Genomic DNA, 20,113 nt, shown 5'->3' on the forward strand with positions numbered 1-20,113 from the left:
CGGGACTCCTCGGACGTCGGGGCGGTCAGGTGGGGCGCAGGGCGATCCCGTCCAGGACCATCGACAGGTACTGGCGGGCGATCTCGTCGGGGCTGTGCTGTCCGCCCGGCCGGTACCAGGAGGCCGCCACCCACACCGTGTCGCGCACGAAGCGGTAGGTGAGGCGGATGTCGAGGTCGGCGCGGAAGACCTCGGCGGCGACCCCGCGTTCCAGCGTCCCCAGCCAGGCCTTCTCGAACTTCACCTGCGAGTCGGACAGGTAGTGGAAGCGGGGCTGGGCGGAGAGGGTGCGGGCTTCCTTCTGGTAGATCGCGACGGCGGCGCGGTGCCGGTCGATCTCGCGGAAGGACTCGGTGACGAGGGCCTCGATGGTCTCCCGGGGGCCGAGTCCGGCGGCGAGGACGGCGTCGTAGCCGTCCCACAGCTCGGTCAGGAAGGCGGAGAGGATCTCGTCGAGCATCGATTCCTTGGAATCGAAGTGGTAGTAGAGGCTGCCGGCGAGCATCCCGGCGGCGTCGGCGATCTTGCGGACGGTGGTGGCGTTGTATCCCTGGGCGGCGAAGACCTCGGCGGCGGTGTCGAGGAGTTCGCGGCGCCGCTCGGGCGAGGGGGTCACCTGCGGCTTCTTCTTGGCCGTCGGCTGGGCTGCGGGCTTGTTCGTGGGCACGCGTCCATTGTCGGGCTAGGCGCGCTGGCTGCTGACGGACACCGTCTCGCCCGTCATGTACGACGCGTAGCCGCTGGCCAGGAAGACGATGACGTTGGCGACCTCCCAGGGCTCGGCGTACCGGCCGAAGGCCTCGCGGGCGGTGAGTTCGGCGAGGAGTTCCTCGCTGGTGACCTTCACCAGGTGCGGGTGCATGGCCAGGCTGGGGGCGACCGCGTTGACGCGTACGCCGAACTCCGCGGCCTCCAGGGCGGCGCAGCGGGTCAGTGCCATGACCCCGGCCTTGGCCGCGGCGTAGTGGGCCTGGCCGGTCTGGGCGCGCCAGCCGACGACGGAGGCGTTGTTGACGACGACTCCCCCCGTGCCGGAGGCCCTGAAGGAGCGGAGGGCCGCGCGGGTGCAGCGGAAGGTGCCGTTCAGGGTGACGTCGAGGACGCGGGTCCACTGTTCGTCGGTCATGTCGACGAGGGCCGCGGTGCCGCCGAGCCCGGCGTTGTTGACGACGACGTCGAGTCGGCCGTGGGTCTGTTCGGCGAGCGCGAACAGGGCCCGGACCTGGTCCTCGTCGGTGACGTCGCAGGGCAGCGAGGTGACGCGGCCGGCTCCGAACTCGGCGGTGAGCGCGTCCTCGGTCTCCTTCAGCCGGCGGGCGTGCGCGTCACTGATGACGACGCGGGCGCCCTCCTCCAGGAAGCGGCGGGCGGTGGCCCCGCCGATGCCGGCCCCGGCGGCGGCGGTGATGACGGCGGTGCGGTCCTGCAGCAGGTGGTGGCCGGCGGTGTACCGGGGCTCGTTCATGCGAACTCCTCGACGCTGCTCATGGCCGTACGTTAACCTACCAAACACTTGTTAGGGAAGTGACGGCGTTCGAGGAGGCGGGCACCCGATGGACCTGACCCCGACGGCGGAGACGGCGGCCTTCCGGGCCGAGGCGCGCGCCTGGCTGGCCGACCACGTCCCCGCCTCCCCCCTGCCCTCGCTGGAGACCCGCGAGGGCTTCGCCGCGCACCGGGAGTGGGAGGCACGTCTGCACGCGGACCGCTGGTCGGTGGTGTCCTGGCCCGAGGAGTACGGCGGCCGGGGCGTCGACCTCGCGCACTGGCTGGTCTTCGAGGAGGAGTACTGGGCGGCCGGCGCACCCGGCCGGGTCTCGCAGAACGGCATCAGCCTCCTGGCGCCGACGCTCCTCGACCACGCCACGGCCGAGCAGCGGGCGCGGGTGCTGCCGCCGATGGCGAGCGGCGAGGTGATCTGGGCGCAGGCCTGGTCCGAGCCGGAGGCGGGCTCCGACCTGGCCTCGCTGACCTCGCGGGCGGTCCGGACGGAGGGCGGCTGGCTGCTGTCCGGGCAGAAGACCTGGTCCTCGCGGGCGGCGTTCGCCGACCGGGCCTTCGGCATCTTCCGCACCGATCCCGACACCCCGAAGCCGCACCGGGGGCTGACGTACCTGATGTTCGACCTGCGGGCGCCCGGGGTCACGGTGCGGCCCATCGGCCGCCTGGACGGCAAGCCCGCCTTCGCGGAACTCTTCCTCGACGAGGTCTTCGTACCGGACGAGGACGTGATCGGGGAGCCCGGGCAGGGCTGGCGGATCGCGATGTCGACCACCGGGAACGAACGCGGGCTGACCCTGCGCTCCCCCGGCCGGTTCCTGGCGGCGGCCGGCCGGCTGTCCGCGCTGTGGCACACGCAGGGGGACCCGGCCGACTCGGCACTGCGCGACCGGGTGGCCGACGCGGTGGTCGGGGCGCGCGCCTACGAGCTGTTCACCTGGGCCGCCGCCGCCCGGTTCGCCGAGGGCGGGGCCGCCGGTGCCGAGTCCAGCCTGAACAAGGTGTTCTGGTCGGAGTACGACATCGCCCTGCACGAGACGGCACTGGACCTGCTGGGCGCGGACGCGGAACGCGCGGACGGGCAGTGGGCCGAGCCGTGGGTCTTCTCGCTGGCCGGGCCGATCTACGCGGGGACCAACGAGATCCAGCGCGACATCATCGCCGAGCGGCTGCTCGGCCTGCCGAAGGGCCGCCGCTGATGCGTTTCCTGCCGACCGACGAACAGTCGGACTTCGCCCGTACGCTGCGCTCCCTGCTGGGCGCGGCGCAGGTCCCGGCGGCGGTACGGGCCTGGGCGGAGGGCGAGCACGGGCCCGGCCACGAGCTACGGTCGCGGCTGGCGGCGACGGGCCTGTTCGCGCTGGCCGCACCCGAGGCGTACGAGGGGGCCGGCCTGCTCGCGCCGGAGCTGTCGCTCGGCTTCGTGGAGCTGGGCCGGGCGGGGATGCCGGGGCCGGTGGTGGAGAGCGCGGCCGTGTCGGTGCTGCTGTCGGAGCTGGGGGACGCGGGGCTCGCCGAGCGGTTCCTGCCCGGCCTGGTCGCGGGCGAGGCCTGGGCCACGCTGACGCTGCCGGGCGGGAGCGGCGGGAGCCCGTACGCCCTGGACGCGGACGCGGCGGCGCACTGCTTCGCCGTGTCGGCGGCGGGCGAGCTGCGGCTGGCCGCCCCCGGGGAGGTACTGCCGTCGACGGACCCCGCACGGCGGCTGTCGCGGCCCGCGGCGCCCGGCGGCGACGGGGGCGAGGGGGGTGACAGGGGTGACGGGGGTGACGGGGGTGAACTCCTCGCCGCAGGTCCGGCGGTGGCGCGCGCCGCCGCCGTGGCCGGGCGCTGGGCCCGGCTGCTGACGGCGGCCCAGTGCCTGGGCGTCGGCGAGGCCCTGCTGGAGCGGACGGTCGGGTACGTGAAGCAGCGCACGCAGTTCGGGGCGCCGATCGGCTCCTTCCAGGCGGTCAAGCACCGGCTCGCGGACACCCTCCTCGCCCTGGAGTTCGCCCGCCCGCTGCTGTGGGCGGCGGCGCTGTCGACGGCCCCCGGCGACGTGGCCGCGGCGAAGCTGCGCTGCGGTGAGGCCGCGTACGGCGCGGCCATGACGGCGCTCCGGCTCCACGGCGCGGTCGGCTACACCGAGGAGCTGGACCTGTCGCTGTGGCTGCGCAAGGCGCGGCCGCTGCGGGACGCCTGGGGCACGCCGTCGGCCTGCCGGGCGGAGGTCATGCGGTCGGTCACACCCGCGTGACGTGGAGGCCGGCCACGTAGCGCTCCTCGACCGTGCCGTCGGGGAAGAGCGGGGCGAGCTCTTCGCGTTCCGCGGCGAAGTACTCGCGCGTGCCGACCTCGCCCAGCATCAGGAAGGCGGAGTGGCTGGCGAGGTTGGCGAGGTGCGCGTCCAGCGGGATGCGGCGGGACCAGCGCACGGAGCGGGTGGTGAACCCGCCGAGGCCGTCGGGCAGCGCACGGAAGCCGTTGCCCTCGGTCTCCCCGAAGAACTCCGCCAGGCGCGCCTCCTGCTCGGCGATCCAGGGCACGGTGAGGTCCGCGTCGTTCCACCAGATGCAGAGCGCGCCGCCGGGGCGCAGCACGCGGCGGGCCTCGGGGACCGAGCGCACCGGGTCGGTCCAGTGCAAGGCCTGGGCGTAGGTGAGGAGGTCGAACGCGCCGGTGGCCAGCGGCAGTCGGTCCCCGTCCCCGCGCACGACCGGGATCCCGGGGTGCGCCCGGCGCAGCTGCGCGGCCATCCCGTCCCCGGGCTCCACGGCCAGGACCTCGGCGCCGCGCTCGCGCAGCAGGGCGGTGGCGATCCCGGTGCCCGCCCCTACGTCGGCCACGCGCGCCCCGGCGAGCGGGCGCCCGGCGAGTTCCTCGACGGCGTCGAGGAGGGCCGGCGGGTAGCCGGGCCGGTGGGTGGCGTAGGAAGCGGCTGCGGCGTCGAAGGAACGGGCGCGTGTCGTCATGCGTCCATTGTTTTCGATCACACGTGCTCGCCCACACGTACCAGGCAACAAGATCGAGGTATCAGGACATGCGCAGGACCATCACCGCCATGACGCTGTGCGCCGCGGCGGCGCTGCTGCTCACCGGCTGCGGGAGCGCGGACCCGAAGCCCGCTCCGGAGGGCGGGAAGCAGCAGCCGCAGCCCGCGGCCTCCCAGCAGCAGGGCCAGGGCGTCCCCTCGTCGGCCCCGGCCGGCTCGGGCGGGGGAGCCAAGCACGAGGTGACCCTGGAGGTCGGCGGCACGGGCAGAACTGCCGTCATGTACAGCGGCCTCGGCAGCGGCTTCGAGCAGCAGACCCTGCCGTGGACGAAGTCGGGCACGGCCGAACTCACCGCCGCGGAGCAGAAGGTGGGCTACCTGGTGAGCGTGGTCCCGGGCACGGTCACGGGCGCCGACGGCACGCTCCAGCAGGCCCCCTGCACCATCAAGGTCGACGGCAAGGTGGTCGCGGAGAGCGACGGTGTCACGAACACCAAGGGCTGCTCCTACAAGATCAAGCACTAGCCGGCCGGCCTCTGGGGCCGTCGCGCCGTCAGGTCCGGGAGCGGCGCAGGGAGAACCGGACCAGGAGGGCGGTCTGGAGCAGGAGGAGCCCGCCGGTGCCCGCCGCCTGCCACAGCGGCCGGTCCGGGCAACCGCCCGGGGCCCAGGCCGGCCCGCCCCTCCCCCGTATGACTACCAGTCACATCTCTAGCAGTCGTATCCCTCGGGGGAAGGGCGCCATGGGCATGGGCGGGGTCAGTCGATCGACTTGCCGTTGTGCGTGCCGTCGACGCAGATCCACGAGCCCTTGGTGGACTCGTACTCCACGGTTCCGCCGCCGTCCGCGCACATCTGCCCGTCGATCGCGGGCGCGGCAGCCTGTGCGGCGGGGGTCGTGGCGCCGAGGGCGGCCAGTATGGCGGCGGCGATCAGCGCGAGAAGTCGTGTACGCATCCGAACCTCCAGTAGGGACGAGCGACACGGTCGTCACCATCGTGGCCCGGCCCCACGTCCGGGCCCCCGCGGTGTTACTCCATTCGGGTGACGGCCGTCCCCCGGTGATTCCGGGGGCGAGGCTCCCCTGGCACGTGCCCCAGCGGCGGTCGCCTGGGCGCGGGCGCAGGCTGACGGCATGGATACCGAACCCAACGTGGTCGTAGGACCACCGGATGACGACGGCTTGCGGAAAGTCGTGATCGACGGCAAGAGCAAGGGCAGGGTGTGGAGCCACCACGAACTGCAGAAGGTCCTGCGCCGCGCCGGCGTGGACCCCAAGACCGACATCGACTGGCGTGACGGAAACTGCACCGTGTGGCCGGCCAATTCCTGGGGACGCCGCATGACCGGTGCCGTCATGGCAGCCGGTTTCCTGGCCACGGCGGCCATGTGCGCCTGGATAGGGGTGAAGGACTCCTTCGACGCCCTCACCTTCGCCGGCCGGGTGACATGATTCGTTTTCCTCGTCATGGCCGCCGTGGAATTGGTCGCCTTCGCGGCAGGATTCGACTACTGGCGAAAGCGCAAGATGCGGTACTCGGGTCCGGCCCTTCTTTTCGGGGCACTGGTCGAACTCTTCGTCGGCCTGGTGCTGATTCTCATGTACTTCGCCAGCAGGGGAAGGCCTGCGTACGCGCTGTGCCTGGTGCTCTGGGCAGGTCTGACGGTCTGCGCCTCGTGGTCCTTGTGGATGCTCTACCAACGCCGTGTGTGGAAGGCGCTCCGCTACCCCGGCCGCATCGCGATCGGGGCGATCGTCTCCACCGTCCTCGTCGTCACCAACCTGGCGTACACGCAGATCTACCTCCCTTCTATCTCCAGAACGCTGGTGCAGGGCACGGCGGACATCGGAAAGCCGAGCCTGAACAAGGAGGGGACGAAGATGTTTCTGCCGGTGCGTCTGCACCTCAAGAACTCCGGCGAGGCCCCCGTCCACATCCTCGGCAGCATCTACTGGATCCACCTCAAGCTCGCGAGCGATCCGAAGGACAGGACCAAGCTGCTCAAACCCGGTGAACTGGTCAAGCCACCGGGGCAGGAACTGAGCCCTGGTGAGGAGATCGCGGAGGATGTGGTCGCCGAGATCACAAAACCGGCGGACGCCAATTACGAGGCGGTCACGGCTCAGGTGGAGGCCTACGCGTTCAGGCAGGACAGGATGAGATTGGATACCCAATACGAGAGGTCGGGCAGATGGCGGGGAAAGCTGGAAAAGGAGGGGAAGGGCAATGACCCCCCGAGCCCCATCAAGGACCGCAAGGAGTATTTCCGATACCAGGCCCCCATCTCCCAGAGCAGTGAGCTCCTGAATCTGACGCGTGGCCGGGAGCGCGTGACGGTCTGGTGGCTGTACCGCCCCCTTCCGGCCGTCTACGTCCATGTCGCGAGTCCCGATGAGAAGAAGGTCCTCGACCTCAAGGACCCCACGGAGCAGAGGCAGGCCATCGACCGGTACGGACTCGCTTTCGTGCGCGGCTCTCTGATTCAGACGCCGTACCCGCAGCTCCTCAAGGAGGCCCAGGCTCAGCGCCCGAAGTGACCGGGGCCCGCGGCCTTCGGCCTTCCCCGTACCCTCGCCCCATGACGAGCAGCGCCATCAGCCTCCGCAAGGTCGAGGAGTCGGCCCCGGCCCTTGTGAACCTCTACAAGAGCGCCGGAATATCCCTGCGCAAGCACGGCATGGAGGGCGGGCGTGCGGCCGTCTACCTGGTCCTGGACTACTCCGGGTCGATGCGCCCGTACTACCAGGACGGCAGCGTGCAGGCCCTCGCCGACCGCGTGCTGGGACTGTCCGCGCACCTGGACGACGACGGCCGCGTGCCGGTGGTGTTCTTCTCCACCGAGGTCGACGCGGTGGAGGAGATCTCCCTCGCCGGACACGAGGGCCGGGTCACCGAGATCGCCTCCCGCCTCGGCCACATGGGCAAGACCGCCTACCACGCGGCGATGGACGCGGTCATCGACCACTACCTCGACTCCGGTGCGACGGCCCCCGCACTCGTCGTCTTCCAGACCGACGGCGGCCCGATCAACAAGCCCCTGGCCGAGAAGTACCTGTGCAAGGCGGCCCGGCTGCCGATCTTCTGGCAGTTCGTCGGCTTCGGCAACACCCGCAGCACCCAGTTCGACTTCCTGCGCCGACTGGACGAACTGCCCGTGCCCGCCCGACGGCCCGTGGACAACGCGGGCTACTTCCACGCCGGCGAGGACCCCCGCGCGGTGCCGGACAGCGAACTGTACGACCGTCTCGTCGGCGAGTTCCCGGCCTGGCTGGCGGCGGCCCGCGGTGCGGGCATCGTGCGCGCCTGACCCCGGCCCGCCGGTGCCCGCGCTTTGATGGACGTATGACGCACACCAGCTGGGCAGTCTTCGAGAAGGCGGAACCGGATTTCGCGGCGGCCGTCCAGGCCCGTTTCGCGCAGTACCCGCACCACGTCCTGGCCACCCTGCGCAAGGACGGCTCCCCCCGGGTGGCCGGGCTGAACGTCGACATCCGGGGCGGGGAGCTGTGGCTCGGGATGATGGCCGGTTCGATGAAGGCCAGGGACCTCCAGCGCGACCCGCGTTTCGCCCTGCACACCAATCCGGGCGAGGGCGAGACCATGCCGGACGGGGACGTACGGATCTCCGGGCGCGCGGTGGAGCTCGTGGACCCGCCGGAACTGCACCGGTACGCGGAGGAGACGGAGACCCCGCACCCCTTCCACCTCTTCTACGCGGACCTGACGGAGGTCGTCCACATCGGCGTCGAGGGCGACGACCTGGTGGTACGGACATGGCTCCCGGAGCACGGCCTGCGCACCCAGCGCCGCGGCAACGACGACGAACCACCGCGCGAGGACACGGCGCCGACGGCTCCATGACCTCCATGACCTCCATGACCTCCATGACGGGAGCATGGCATTCATATGCGCGACCTGTAACGATCCCCCGGGTGGCGTGAATCCGATGCCACGCAGGGCATTCTGACCGCACCGGGCCGAATCCATGTCGGCCCGTCGGCCGGTCGCTCGGCCGGACACCCAGCAGAGCCGCCTCGGGGGATCGTGATGCACACCTACCGCCACCGCACGACAGTCGGACGTACCCGGACGCCCGCGTTCCTGAGCCTGACGGCCGCCGCGCTCCTCGCGACGACCACGGCCTGCGGGCCCGGAGGCGACGACAAGGCGGGCGCCACGGCGCCGCCGAAGCCCTCCGGTTCCACGCCGGGAGCCGCCTCCGGGGCGCCCTCCCCCTCCCCTTCGGCCACCGCCTCCCCCGTGCCCCGGCCCGGCGAGGCGGAGGGCGAACCGGTGGGCAAGAACAACAACTGCTCCGACGAGTACGCCCACGTGTCCGTCGAGTGGGCCGTCCCGCCTGCGAAGGACACCTCGAAGCTCCTGCTCACCGTGGTCAACACGGGTCCCAAGACCTGTCTGCTGACCTCCTACCCCGTGCTCCGGATCAAGGACGGGCACGGCCGGCTGGTGGCCGTCTTCGAGAACAGCAAGCCCGGGACCCCGGTGGTCCTCGGCCCCGGCAAGGAGGCCTACGCGGGCCTGCTCGCCCGGCAGGGCGGCAAGGCGTCCGGCACGCTCACGACCGACCTCGCGCTCGCCCCGCACGGCCAGAGCCCCGAGGAGGACACAGGTGAGGGGATGCTCCTCCAACTACCCTCCGGCGGCGTGTACATGGACGACAAAGCACGCGTGACGTACTGGCAGAGCACCTCGGAGAACGCGGCGTCCCCGCTGTTCACCCGCTGAGTCCGGCCGCCGGGGGCCGTGCCCGCCTGAGTACGCGTACTCAGGCGGGTGTCAGTACCGCCGGGTAGCGTCGCGCCTGTCCGACGGACGGACGGGAACGACATCCTGGGGGACCACATGAAGAAGCGCACGACCGCCCTCGCGGCCCTGGCCCCGGCCTTCGCCCTGGCCCTGGCGGCCACCCCGGCCCAGGCCTCGCCGACGGGCGAGATCATCGGCTACCCGGGCCCCGACGGCCTGATCTGGATCGCCGACCAGGCCGGTTCCAGCGGCTTCGTCTCGGGCGGCCTCTCCTCGCGCCTGGACACGTTCATCACGTTCGGATGCGCCGGAGGAGGGAGCATCGAGGTGTCGTTCAAGCTCCAGGAGCACCCCGACCGCGACCCGGCCCCCTTCACGGTCGACTGCCCCGGCACGGACCCGACGGTCGTCACGGTCCCCCTCGGCACCGGCCTCCACGGCGGATTCACCGCCTGGGTGTCCGCCTCGGCCCCGACCACCCACTGGGGCGCCACGGTCACCCAGCCCGAGTAGCCCGAAGCCGCCGCCCGCCACTCCCGGTCAGGACGTGGCGGGCGGCGCGCCCGCACCTCGGCTCAGCCGCTCACGGTCCTGAACCCCGCACAAGCCGACTTCCCGACCCCTTCGCCGCGAACCTCGAACTCGTCCGCCGGCGTCGTGACCAGCCACAACCCCCGGCCTCGCGGGCCGGTGAGGCGCTCCCACCCGCACACGTCGCCCACCGTCATGCGGCTGGCCCCGGTGCCACCGGCCCGCCTCGCGCCCGGTGGCAGACGCCGGTCGGGCGCAGGATCGTGGAAGGGTGAGCAACTGAGGAGCGCTGATGGAGCCATACCTGCTTCCGGTTGTCCTTCTGGCGGTGGCGGCCGCGTTCACGCTTTCCTCGTCGGCAGGGTTCGGGGGAAGCCTGATTCTCGTTCCCACTCTGGCCCTGCTCCTCGGAACCAAGTCCGGAGTGGCGCTGGCAGCCCTCCTCCTTGCCGCGAACAACCTGGTCAAGGTCTTCGCCTACCGGAATACCCTTCCGTACCGGAAGGCAACCGTCATCGTATTGCTGGTGGCAGCCGGCACATTCCTGGGTGCGAAACTCCTGATTCTCGCACCCGAGCGCGCAGTGACACTGGCGGTCATCGTCAGTTTCGTCGCAGCGTTCCTGATCGAGTCACTCGGCTTCAAGCGTTCCCGGCGGCTGAGCGCACCCGTCATGGCCTTCGCCGCGGGCGCGACGTCAGGGTTCAGCGGCACCTCGGGCCCCCTGAAGGGACTTGCTCTCCGCGGACTCGACCTGGACCGATTCCACCTGGTCGGCGCACTGTCGCTGGCCTCGCTCGCCGGGGACGCCACGAAGGCGGCCGTGTGGACGGAAGCGTCTCTGCTGACGGGGAGTGACTACCTTGTTGCCCTGGTGTGCGTGCCCCTGATGTTCGGCGCGACGTTCCTCGGGCGGCGCTTCAACACGAGAATCGGCGAGCGCGGATACACCGGACTTTTCTGGACCGTGATGGCAGGGTACGCCGGACGGCTGCTGGCCGGTCTGTGAGCCGGGACCCCTCCACCGTTCAATTACTCACCCGGCAATTGAACATGCGACATGTGAAACGGAAAACGAATCAACTTGCATCGGCATTCCATGTACTTGACATCTCCCCGCAGGGGACGCCTAATGAACATGAAAGCGGTTCGGGGAAATCGACCTGCCAAGAACTCCAACGAACAACGCGATTAAGGGGATGGAACATGTCGAATGCGAACCGCGGCACCGGCCCCGAGTACAAGGCGCAGGATGCCACCCTCTCCCACGCCGGAGCGGCCCAGTCCATCCCAGGCCCCGATGAGCCGGCGCCGCAGGGCGATTCGGGCGCGAAGAAGCCGAAACCGCCGACGGTCAAGCAGCTCGACGCGCGAGAGAAGAAGCTCACCCAGCGCCCACGCAAGCCGATGGGCCCCACACCGGACCCAGCGCCGGAGACCGTCCCCGAGGAGTAGTCACCGAGGGCCGTGAACGCGGGCTCTCCGCCCGCAGCTCTCCAAGGAGCGCACCAGCCATGGCGAACGTCAGCCTCATCCAGAACATCGGCCTCGTGGACAAGGCCACTGGCCAGCGGACAAGCACCGTCAACGAGACGACCGTCGCGACGGCCAACAGCAATATCTTCGTCACCGGCAACTGGTTTGCCAGCAGCAGCACCACCAACGGCAAGAGCTGGACACAGGTGGACCCCTTCACCCTGCTTCCCCCGGCCGCCGACGGGTTCTGCTGCGACCAGGTCACCCTCTACGAACCCGTTCGGGACATCTGGATCTGGATCCTCCAGTACCTCGCCTTCCCGGGCGGGAACAACGTCTTCCGCGTCGCCGTCGCTCCTGGAGCGACCCCGAGCACATGGCACTGGTGGGACATCAGCCCCCGTGACGTCAATCCCGCGTGGACCGACCGGTGGTTCGACTACCCCGACGCAGCGGTCAGCAGCAACCACCTGTACCTCACGTTCAACCTGTTCGACCATACAGAGCCGAGGAACCGGTGGCGGGCCGCGGTGGCCTTCAAGATGCCGCTCAACATGCTGCGTGCAGGCGCCGATCTGACGCACCAGTCGTTCACGACGACCAGCGTCGGGTCTCTGCGGCTCACCCAGGGGGCATCGGAGAGCATGTTCTTCGCCGGTCACACGGCGGGGACGAAGCTGCGCGTCCATGGCTGGCCGGACTCGTCCAACACGGTGGGCTTGTTCGACGTCCAGCCCGGCCCGTGGAGTGCGGGTCCGTACGTCTCGCGGGGGCCGGACGGGGCGAACTGGCTCGGACGCCCCGTCGACCCGCGGATCACGGGCGGCTGGATCGCCGGGACCCGTGCGGGCTTCCTCTGGACCGCCGGCCCCAAGCCCGAGCGGCCCGTGCCGTACGTCAAGGCGGCGGTCGTCGACGTCACCACCCAGCTGATGGTGGAGGAGCCAGACATCTGGAACACGGAGTCGGCCTTCGCCTATCCCGCAGCCTGCCCGAACGCGGCGGGGGTGGTCGGGGTGTCACTGATGATCGGCGGCGGCCCCCGGCACCCCTCGCACGTCGTCGGCTTCCGCGACGGCGGCGAGTGGCGCCTTACCGTCGCCCGCGCCGGGACCGACGGGCCGCCCGACGAAGCGTGGGGCGACTACCTCAGCTGCCGTCGGCACCACCCGAACACCTCGGAATGGGTGGCCTCGGGCTACACCCTCCAGGGCGGCACCACCCGGCGCCACATCGAGCCGCAGTACGTACACTTCGGCATCGGCTGACGGCGCGTCCCGCCCGACGGGTACCGGATACGGCGGTACGTCAGTCCTTGGTGACCTCAGCGATGAAAGAGGACCACGCACCGGCCGGGAACACCAGGACCGGGCCGGTGTCGGCCAGCTTGCTGTCACGGACCGGGACGGCGCCGGGAAGGTCGTCGGAGACTTCGACGCAACTGTTGCTCTCGGAGTTGCTGTAAGAGGACTTCCTCCAGGACAGGCCGTTCACGTCTGCGCGCATGTCGCGTATTCCTCCGCCACCGACTCGACAAGGGCCAGGGACACTTCCGGAGACAGCGCAGCGGCCCTGGCCAGATCGTAGAGTTTCCAATGGTGCCGTACCAGGGCCGGATAGTCGATCAACTGCCCCACGCGGGGCCCCTCCGTGTACACCACGTCTGGCGCATCCGCGAACTGCATGATGCTCACCAAAGACCCCAGGGCCCCTTGGGCGCCGGCCGAGAAGGGCACCACCTGCACGGTGATCCGATGACCGCGGACGCACGCGGAGATGTGCCGCAGCTGCGCGGCCATCACGCCAGGTCCCCCGACCGCCGTCCGCAGTACCGCTTCGTGCAGAACGACCCACATTTCGGGGGTCGCCGGATCGTCGAGCAGGCCTGCGCGCTCCAGTCGAGACGCGACGAGGCCGTCAACGTACTCGGCGAGCGCGGTGGGATTGCCGCCCCGCATCACGGCCCGGGCGTAGTCCGCGGTCTGGAACAACCCGGGAACCAGAGTGGAGGCGTATTCGTAGATGGCCGTCGCCCGGCGTTCCAGCTCGGCCGCTTCGGCGAAGTAGTCCTCGTACTTGGGCTTGAACGCCCTGGACAGGCGGGTGAAGTAGTCCCCGGTACCGAACACCCGGTCGATCAACTCCGCGATCTCCGGCCGGAGCCTGCGCGTCCCGCACTCCATCTGGCCGACGTACGCCCCGCTCGTGAAGATCCGCTCGCCCAGGCCTTCCTGGGTCAGCCCCGCCGCCTCCCGGTGGCGCCGCAGTTCCTCACGGGCGAACTCCTCCGGCGTCTGCGCCGCGCCACCCTCACCCTTCGGCTTGGCCATGCGACAACTCCCCGCTCCAACGGTTCCCTTGGCGGGCAGCAGCGTAGCCCTCACCACGACGCCGGGGCAGCGGAACGCATTCATACGACCGCGAAACGCCACGGCGCCCGCCACCCCTGGTCGGGGACGTGGCGGGCGCCGTGCCGGGTGTTCCGTACGCCGTTGTACGGACCGTATGAGGGGTCCCGCCCTGCGCGGGGCGGGGGGCTGCCGGTGGCTACACCGTCAGCGAGCGGTCCGTCGGCTTGACCGGGTACGGGAGGGTGCTGCTGCCGGTCAGGAAGCGGTCCACGCCACGGGCGGCCGAGCGGCCCTCCGCGATGGCCCAGACGATGAGCGACTGGCCGCGGCCCGCGTCGCCGGCGACGAAGACACCGTCGACGTTGGTCGCGTAGGAGGCGTCGCGGTCGATGTTGCCGCGGGCGTCCAGCTCCACGCCGAACTGCTGGACCAGGCCGTTCGCCTGGTCGGTGCCCGTGAAGCCCATCGCCAGCGTCACCAGCTGCGCGGGGAGGACGCGCTCGGTGCCGGGCTTCTGGACGAGCTTGCCGTCGACGAACTCGACCTCGACCAGGTGGAGGGCCTGGACGTTGCCGTCCTCGTCGCCCTCGAAGTGGGTGGTGGAGACGGAGTAGACCCGCTCGCCGCCCTCCTCGTGGGCCGAGGTGACCTTGTAGAGCATCGGGAAGGTCGGCCACGGCTGGTTGGCGTTCCGCTCCTCGCCCGGCTTCGGCATGATCTCCAGCTGCGTGACCGAGGCCGCGCCCTGGCGGTGGGCGGTGCCCACGCAGTCCGCGCCCGTGTCGCCGCCGCCGATGACGACCACGTGCTTGCCCTCGGCCGTGATCGGCGGGGCCAGGAAGTCGCCCTCCTGGACCTTGTTCGCGAGCGGCAGGTACTCCATCGCGAAGTGGATGCCGTTCAGCTCGCGGCCCGGGACCGGCAGGTCGCGCGAGACCGTGGCACCGGCCGCGACGACCACCGCGTCGAACCGCTTGCGCAGGTCGGTCGCCGTGATGTCGCGGCCGACCTCGATGCCGGTGCGGAACTTGGTGCCCTCCGCGCGCATCTGCTCGATGCGGCGGTTGATGTGCACCTTCTCCATCTTGAACTCGGGGATGCCGTAGCGCAGCAGGCCGCCGATGCGGTCGGCGCGCTCGTACACGACCACGGTGTGACCGGCCCGGGTCAGCTGCTGGGCGGCGGCCAGGCCGGCCGGGCCCGAGCCGATCACGGCGACGGTCTTGCCGGACAGGCGCTCGGGGGCCTGCGGGGTGACGTCCCCGTTGTCCCACGCCTTGTCGATGATCGAGACCTCGACGTTCTTGATGGTGACGGCGGGCTGGTTGATGCCGAGCACGCAGGCCGACTCGCACGGGGCCGGGCACAGGCGGCCGGTGAACTCCGGGAAGTTGTTCGTCGCGTGCAGCCGCTCCGACGCCGCCGCCCAGTCGTCGCGGTAGGCGTAGTCGTTCCACTCGGGGATCAGGTTCCCCAGCGGGCAGCCGTTGTGGCAGAACGGAATGCCGCAGTCCATACAGCGGCCGGCCTGCTTGCTGATGATCGGCAGCAGCGAGCCCGGGACGTAGACCTCGTTCCAGTCCTTCAGCCGGTCGGCGACGGGACGGGAGCAGGCGGTCTCGCGGGTGGTGGTGAGGAAGCCCTTCGGGTCAGCCATGGGTCGCCGCCTCCATCATCTTCTCCGTGGTCTCGGATTCCGAGAGTCCGGCGAGCTCAGCGGCGTCCTTGGCGGCGAGCACTGCCTTGTACGTGGTCGGGATGATCTTGCTGAAGCGGTCCGCCGCGGCGGACCAGTCGGCCAGGAGCTTCGCGGCCACGGTCGAGCCGGTCTCCTCCTCGTGGCGGCGCACCACATCGTGCAGCCACTGCTTGTCCGCGTCGGACAGGGCCTCGACGGCGCCCGCGTTGCCGACGTTGACGTTGTTCGGGTCGAGGTCGACGACGTACGCGACGCCACCCGACATGCCGGCCGCGAAGTTGCGGCCCGTCTCGCCCAGGACGACCGCCGTGCCGCCGGTCATGTACTCGCAGCCGTGGTCGCCCACGCCCTCCGAGACGACCAGGGCACCGGAGTTGCGGACACAGAAGCGCTCGCCGGTGCGGCCGCGCAGGAACATCTCGCCGCCGGTGGCTCCGTAGCCGATGGTGTTGCCGGCGATGGTGGAGTACTCGGCGAGGTGGTCGGCGCCGCGGTCCGGGCGGACCACGATCCGGCCGCCGGAGAGGCCCTTGCCGACGTAGTCGTTGGCGTCGCCCTCCAGGCGGAGGGTGATGCCCTTGGGGACGAAGGCGCCGAAGGACTGGCCGGCCGAGCCCGTGAAGGTCAGGTCGATGGTGTTGTCGGGCAGGCCCGCACCGCCGAACTTCTTGGTGACGTGGTGGCCGAGCATCGTGCCGACGGTCCGGTTGATGTTCCGGATGGCGACCTGGGCGCGAACGGGCTGGGCCGTCTCGGCGGACTCGGCGTTCAGCGCGTCGGCCGCGAGCTCGATCAGCTCGTTGTCGAGGGCCTTCTCCAGGCCGTGGTCCTGCTCGATCAGGGCGTGGCGGACCGCGCCCTCGGGCAGCTCGGGCACGTAGAAGAGCGGCTCCAGGTCGAGACCCTGCGCCTTCCAGTGCGAGACGGCCTTGGTGGTGTCGAGGAGCTCGGCGTGGCCGACGGCCTCCTCGATCGTACGGAAGCCCAGCTCGGCGAGGAGCTCGCGCACCTCCTCCGCGATGAACTCGAAGAAGTTCACGACGAACTCGGGCTTGCCGGAGAAGCGGTCCCGCAGGACCGGGTTCTGCGTGGCGATGCCGACCGGGCAGGTGTCCAGGTGGCAGACGCGCATCATGACGCAGCCGGAGACGACGAGCGGCGCGGTCGCGAAACCGAACTCCTCGGCGCCGAGCAGGGCGGCGATGACGACGTCGCGGCCGGTCTTGAGCTGGCCGTCGGTCTGGACGACGATGCGGTCGCGCAGGCCGTTGAGCAGCAGGGTCTGCTGGGTCTCGGCGAGGCCGAGCTCCCAGGGGCCGCCCGCGTGCTTGAGCGAGGTGAGCGGGGAGGCGCCCGTACCGCCGTCGTGGCCGGAGATCAGGACGACGTCCGCGTGGGCCTTGGAGACGCCCGCCGCGACCGTGCCGACGCCGACTTCGGAGACCAGCTTCACGTGGATGCGGGCGACCGGGTTGGCGTTCTTGAGGTCGTGGATGAGCTGGGCGAGGTCCTCGATGGAGTAGATGTCGTGGTGCGGCGGCGGGGAGATCAGGCCGACGCCCGGGGTGGAGTGCCGGGTCTTGGCGACCCACGGGTAGACCTTGTGGCCGGGCAGCTGGCCGCCCTCGCCGGGCTTGGCGCCCTGCGCCATCTTGATCTGGATGTCGTCCGCGTTGACCAGGTACTCGCTCGTGACACCGAAGCGGCCGGAGGCGACCTGCTTGATGGAGGAGCGGCGCGCCGGGTCGTAGAGGCGCTCCGGGTCCTCGCCGCCCTCACCGGTGTTGGACTTGGCGCCCAGCTGGTTCATGGCGATGGCGAGGGTCTCGTGCGCCTCCTTGGAGATGGAGCCGTACGACATGGCGCCGGTGGAGAAGCGCTTGACGATCTCGGAGACCGGCTCGACCTCGTCGACGGAGATCGAGGGGCGGTCGCTCTTGCCGTTCTCATTCGTCTTGAGGGCGAAGAGGCCGCGGAGCGTCATCAGGCGCTCGGACTGCTCGTTCACACGGTCCGTGTACTGCCGGAAGATGTCGTACCGGCGGTTGCGGGTGGCGTGCTGGAGGCGGAAGACCGTCTCCGGGTCGAACAGGTGCGGCTCGCCCTCGCGGCGCCACTGGTACTCGCCGCCGATCTCCAGCGCGCGGTGCGTGGCGGTGACGCCGGAGGCCGGGTACGCCTTGGCGTGGCGGGCGGCCACCTCCTTGGCGATGACGTCCAGGCCGGCGCCGCCGATCTTGGTGGCGGTGCCGCTGAAGTAGGTCTCGACGAACTCCTCGTTCAGGCCGACGGCCTCGAAGACCTGGGCGCCGCGGTAGGAGGCGACGGTGGAGATGCCCATCTTGGACATGACCTTCAGGACGCCCTTGCCGAGCGCGTAGATCAGGTTCCTGATGGCCTTCTCGGGCTCGATGCCCTCGATGAACGTACCGGCGCGCAGCAGGTCCTCGACGGACTCCATGGCGAGGTACGGGTTGACCGCGGCGGCGCCGTAGCCGATGAGCAGGGCGACGTGGTGGACCTCGCGGACATCGCCGGCCTCGACGAGCAGGCCCACCTGGGTGCGCTGCTTGGTGGCGATGAGGTGGTGGTGCACGGCGGCGGTGAGCAGCAGCGACGGGATCGGCGCGTGCTCGGCGTCCGAGTGGCGGTCCGAGAGGACGATCAGGCGGGCGCCGCCCGCGATGGCCGCGTCGGCCTCTGCGCGGATCTCCTCGATGCGCGCGGCGAGTGCGTCGCCGCCGCCGGAGACCCGGTAGAGGCCGGACAGGGTGGCGGCCTTCATGCCCGGCATGTCGCCGTCGGCGTTGATGTGGATGAGCTTGGCCAGCTCGTCGTTGTCGATCACCGGGAAGGGCAGGGTGACGCTGCGGCAGGACGCGGCGGTCGGCTCCAGCAGGTTGGACTGCGGGCCGATCGAGGTGAGCAGCGAGGTGACGAGCTCCTCGCGGATGGCGTCCAGCGGCGGGTTGGTGACCTGCGCGAACAGCTGGGTGAAGTAGTCGAAGAGCAGCCGGGGGCGCTCGGACAGGGCCGCGATCGGGGAGTCCGTGCCCATGGAGCCGAGCGGCTCGCCGCCGGTACGGGCCATCGGCGCGAGGATGACGCGCAGCTCTTCCTCGGTGTAGCCGAAGGTCTGCTGGCGGCGGGTGACCGAGGCGTGCGTGTGCACGATGTGCTCGCGCTCGGGCAGGTCCGTCAGCTCGATCTCGCCGGTCTCCAGCCATTCGGCGTACGGGGCGGCGGAGGCGAGCTCGTTCTTGATCTCGTCGTCCTCGACGATCCGCTTCTGGGCGGTGTCGACGAGGAACATCTTGCCGGGCTGCAGGCGGCCCTTGCGGACGACCTTGGCCGGGTCGATGTCGAGGACGCCGACCTCGGAGCCGAGGACGACGAGGCCGTCGTCGGTGACCCAGTAGCGGCCGGGGCGCAGGCCGTTGCGGTCGAGGACCGCGCCGACCTGGGTGCCGTCGGTGAAGGTGACGCAGGCCGGGCCGTCCCAGGGCTCCATCAGCGTGGAGTGGTACTGGTAGAAGGCGCGGCGGGCCGGGTCCATGGAGGTGTGGTTCTCCCACGCCTCCGGGATCATCATCAGCACGCTGTGCGGCAGCGACCGGCCGCCGAGGTGGAGCAGCTCCAGGACCTCGTCGAAGGAGGCCGAGTCGGAGGCGTCCGGGGTGCAGATCGGGAAGATCCGGTCGAGCGCTGCGTCACCGAAGGCGGTGGACGCGAGCTGGGACTCCCGGGCCTTCATCCAGTTCCGGTTGCCCTTGACCGTGTTGATCTCGCCGTTGTGCGCGACGAAGCGGTACGGGTGGGCGAGCGGCCAGGACGGGAAGGTGTTCGTGGAGAAGCGCGAGTGGACCAGGGCGAGCGCCGAGGCGAAGCGGCGGTCGGAGAGGTCCGGGAAGAAGGGCTCCAGCTGGCCGGTGGTCAGCATGCCCTTGTAGACGATGGTGCGGGCGGAGAGCGACGGGAAGTACACGCCGGCCTCGCGCTCGGCGCGCTTGCGCAGCACGAACGCCTTGCGGTCCAGCTCGATGCCGGTGCTGCCGCCCCCGGAGACGAAGAGCTGGCGGAAGGCGGGCATGGTGGCGCGGGCGCCGTTGCCGAGCAGGTCGGGGGTGACCGGGACCTCGCGCCAGCCGAGGACCGTGAGGTTCTCCTCGGCGGCGATGGCCTCGATCTGCTCCGCGGCGACGGCCTGTGCGGTGCCGTCGGCGGGGAGGAAGGCGATGCCGACGGCGTACGCGCCGGCCTCGGGGAGCTCGAATCCGGCGACCTCGCGCAGGAAGGCGTCCGGCACCTGGGACAGGATTCCCGCGCCGTCGCCGGAGTCCGGCTCGGAGCCGGTGGCGCCACGGTGTTCGAGGTTCCGCAGGACGGTCAGGGCCTGCTCGACGAGGGTGTGGGTGGCCTCGCCGGTGAGGTTCGCCACGAATCCGACGCCGCAGGCGTCCTTCTCGTTGCGCGGGTCGTACATGCCCTGCTGGGCGGGGCGACCGTCCATGGGCGACCAGGCGGTGTTCAGGCCGGTCGCGGAGTGCGTGGATGCGGAACGCATCGGCTCTCCCGTCGTCGTCGTGGCATATGTGCATAGCCGAGGGACGACGTTGGCCCTCTGCGAAATTTCGTGCAGATTACATGATGACGACAATCCCGAGAAGCGGATATGCCATTCCAACATGCGGACACTGCGCGAGGCAGAAAGAGGGGACTCTCGCGCCGCTCTACGGGCGGGTCGCGGGGTGGCGCCGGGCAATCCCGGCGTGTCACCGCGCATCCCCGCGTAGCGCGTGGGGCGAAGGTCCCG

Annotated in this window: 20 protein-coding genes; 12 read left to right on the plus strand and 8 right to left on the minus strand. The window is 70.7% G+C overall.

What is annotated here, in order from left to right:
* Positions 1-25: 25 nt before the first annotated feature.
* Together ACIPXC_RS01050 and ACIPXC_RS01055 are read right to left on the minus strand one after the other, a co-directional pair.
* A complete protein-coding gene (locus tag ACIPXC_RS01050; RefSeq protein ID WP_401611931.1) occupies positions 26-667 on the minus strand; it encodes a TetR/AcrR family transcriptional regulator in 642 nt (213 codons plus the stop codon).
* A 15-nt stretch (positions 668-682) separates the two neighbouring features.
* Positions 683-1,465, minus strand: coding sequence for an SDR family oxidoreductase (locus ACIPXC_RS01055; RefSeq protein ID WP_401611933.1), 783 nt, complete (start codon positions 1,463-1,465; stop codon positions 683-685).
* A gap of 88 nt (positions 1,466-1,553) precedes the next feature.
* On the opposite strand from ACIPXC_RS01055, the gene ACIPXC_RS01060 reads away from it, so the two are divergent.
* Together ACIPXC_RS01060 and ACIPXC_RS01065 are read left to right on the plus strand one after the other, a co-directional pair.
* Positions 1,554-2,699 (plus strand): acyl-CoA dehydrogenase family protein, encoded by a 1,146-nt coding sequence (locus tag ACIPXC_RS01060; protein ID WP_401611934.1) that lies wholly within the window; start codon positions 1,554-1,556, stop codon positions 2,697-2,699.
* Positions 2,699-3,739, plus strand: coding sequence for an acyl-CoA dehydrogenase family protein (locus ACIPXC_RS01065; RefSeq protein WP_401611937.1), 1,041 nt, complete (start codon positions 2,699-2,701; stop codon positions 3,737-3,739). The genes ACIPXC_RS01060 and ACIPXC_RS01065 overlap by 1 nt, the downstream gene beginning before the upstream one ends.
* Here ACIPXC_RS01065 and ACIPXC_RS01070 read toward each other — a convergent pair.
* Entirely contained in the window at positions 3,726-4,454 is a 729-nt protein-coding gene (locus ACIPXC_RS01070; RefSeq protein WP_401611939.1) for a class I SAM-dependent methyltransferase, read from the minus strand. The genes ACIPXC_RS01065 and ACIPXC_RS01070 overlap by 14 nt on opposite strands.
* Positions 4,455-4,522: 68 nt before the next feature.
* Between ACIPXC_RS01070 and ACIPXC_RS01075 the strand changes: the two genes are divergently transcribed.
* On the plus strand, positions 4,523-4,999 hold the full coding sequence (locus ACIPXC_RS01075) for a hypothetical protein (RefSeq protein ID WP_401611941.1): 477 nt from the start codon (positions 4,523-4,525) through the stop codon (positions 4,997-4,999).
* A gap of 234 nt (positions 5,000-5,233) precedes the next feature.
* On the opposite strand, the gene ACIPXC_RS01080 is transcribed toward ACIPXC_RS01075, so the two are convergent.
* Positions 5,234-5,431: a hypothetical protein gene (locus ACIPXC_RS01080; RefSeq protein ID WP_401611944.1), complete on the minus strand. Its 198-nt coding sequence runs from the start codon at positions 5,429-5,431 to the stop codon at positions 5,234-5,236.
* A gap of 178 nt (positions 5,432-5,609) precedes the next feature.
* Between ACIPXC_RS01080 and ACIPXC_RS01085 the strand changes: the two genes are divergently transcribed.
* From ACIPXC_RS01085 to ACIPXC_RS01125, 9 genes are all read left to right on the plus strand, one after another.
* On the plus strand, positions 5,610-5,927 hold the full coding sequence (locus ACIPXC_RS01085) for a hypothetical protein (RefSeq protein WP_401611947.1): 318 nt from the start codon (positions 5,610-5,612) through the stop codon (positions 5,925-5,927).
* Between the two features lie 15 nt (positions 5,928-5,942).
* Positions 5,943-7,013 (plus strand): hypothetical protein, encoded by a 1,071-nt coding sequence (locus tag ACIPXC_RS01090; protein ID WP_401611949.1) that lies wholly within the window; start codon positions 5,943-5,945, stop codon positions 7,011-7,013.
* 41 nt (positions 7,014-7,054) lie between these two features.
* Positions 7,055-7,783, plus strand: coding sequence for a VWA domain-containing protein (locus ACIPXC_RS01095; RefSeq protein ID WP_401611952.1), 729 nt, complete (start codon positions 7,055-7,057; stop codon positions 7,781-7,783).
* Positions 7,784-7,818: 35 nt separating this feature from the next.
* Positions 7,819-8,337 (plus strand): pyridoxamine 5'-phosphate oxidase family protein, encoded by a 519-nt coding sequence (locus ACIPXC_RS01100; RefSeq protein WP_401611953.1) that lies wholly within the window; start codon positions 7,819-7,821, stop codon positions 8,335-8,337.
* Positions 8,338-8,523: 186 nt separating this feature from the next.
* The gene (locus tag ACIPXC_RS01105; RefSeq protein WP_401611955.1) at positions 8,524-9,222 is read left to right on the plus strand and encodes a DUF4232 domain-containing protein; all 699 of its coding nucleotides are present in this window, start codon (positions 8,524-8,526) and stop codon (positions 9,220-9,222) included.
* Between the two features lie 117 nt (positions 9,223-9,339).
* Positions 9,340-9,756 (plus strand): hypothetical protein, encoded by a 417-nt coding sequence (locus tag ACIPXC_RS01110; protein ID WP_401611957.1) that lies wholly within the window; start codon positions 9,340-9,342, stop codon positions 9,754-9,756.
* Between the two features lie 310 nt (positions 9,757-10,066).
* The gene (locus ACIPXC_RS01115) at positions 10,067-10,783 is read left to right on the plus strand and encodes a TSUP family transporter (protein WP_401611959.1); all 717 of its coding nucleotides are present in this window, start codon (positions 10,067-10,069) and stop codon (positions 10,781-10,783) included.
* A gap of 197 nt (positions 10,784-10,980) precedes the next feature.
* Entirely contained in the window at positions 10,981-11,229 is a 249-nt protein-coding gene (locus ACIPXC_RS01120; protein WP_401611961.1) for a hypothetical protein, read from the plus strand.
* 59 nt (positions 11,230-11,288) lie between these two features.
* Positions 11,289-12,518: a hypothetical protein gene (locus tag ACIPXC_RS01125; RefSeq protein WP_401611963.1), complete on the plus strand. Its 1,230-nt coding sequence runs from the start codon at positions 11,289-11,291 to the stop codon at positions 12,516-12,518.
* 40 nt (positions 12,519-12,558) lie between these two features.
* Here the strand turns inward: ACIPXC_RS01125 and ACIPXC_RS01130 are convergent, their stop codons facing one another.
* The 4 genes from ACIPXC_RS01130 to gltB form a co-directional block, all read right to left on the minus strand.
* Positions 12,559-12,756: a DUF397 domain-containing protein gene (locus tag ACIPXC_RS01130; protein ID WP_401611965.1), complete on the minus strand. Its 198-nt coding sequence runs from the start codon at positions 12,754-12,756 to the stop codon at positions 12,559-12,561.
* Complete coding sequence (locus ACIPXC_RS01135; RefSeq protein ID WP_401611967.1) at positions 12,741-13,580, minus strand: helix-turn-helix domain-containing protein; 840 nt, start codon at positions 13,578-13,580, stop codon at positions 12,741-12,743. Before ACIPXC_RS01135 ends, ACIPXC_RS01130 begins: the two co-directional genes overlap by 16 nt.
* Positions 13,581-13,797: 217 nt before the next feature.
* Positions 13,798-15,258, minus strand: a complete 1,461-nt coding sequence (locus ACIPXC_RS01140; protein WP_392577144.1) for a glutamate synthase subunit beta — start codon at positions 15,256-15,258, stop codon at positions 13,798-13,800.
* The gene (gene gltB / locus ACIPXC_RS01145; RefSeq protein WP_401612030.1) at positions 15,251-19,810 is read right to left on the minus strand and encodes a glutamate synthase large subunit; all 4,560 of its coding nucleotides are present in this window, start codon (positions 19,808-19,810) and stop codon (positions 15,251-15,253) included. The genes ACIPXC_RS01140 and gltB overlap by 8 nt, the downstream gene beginning before the upstream one ends.
* Positions 19,811-20,113 lie beyond the last annotated feature (303 nt).

The organism is Streptomyces sp. NPDC090021 (assembly GCF_044748225.1).
GTDB lineage: Bacteria > Actinomycetota > Actinomycetes > Streptomycetales > Streptomycetaceae > Streptomyces.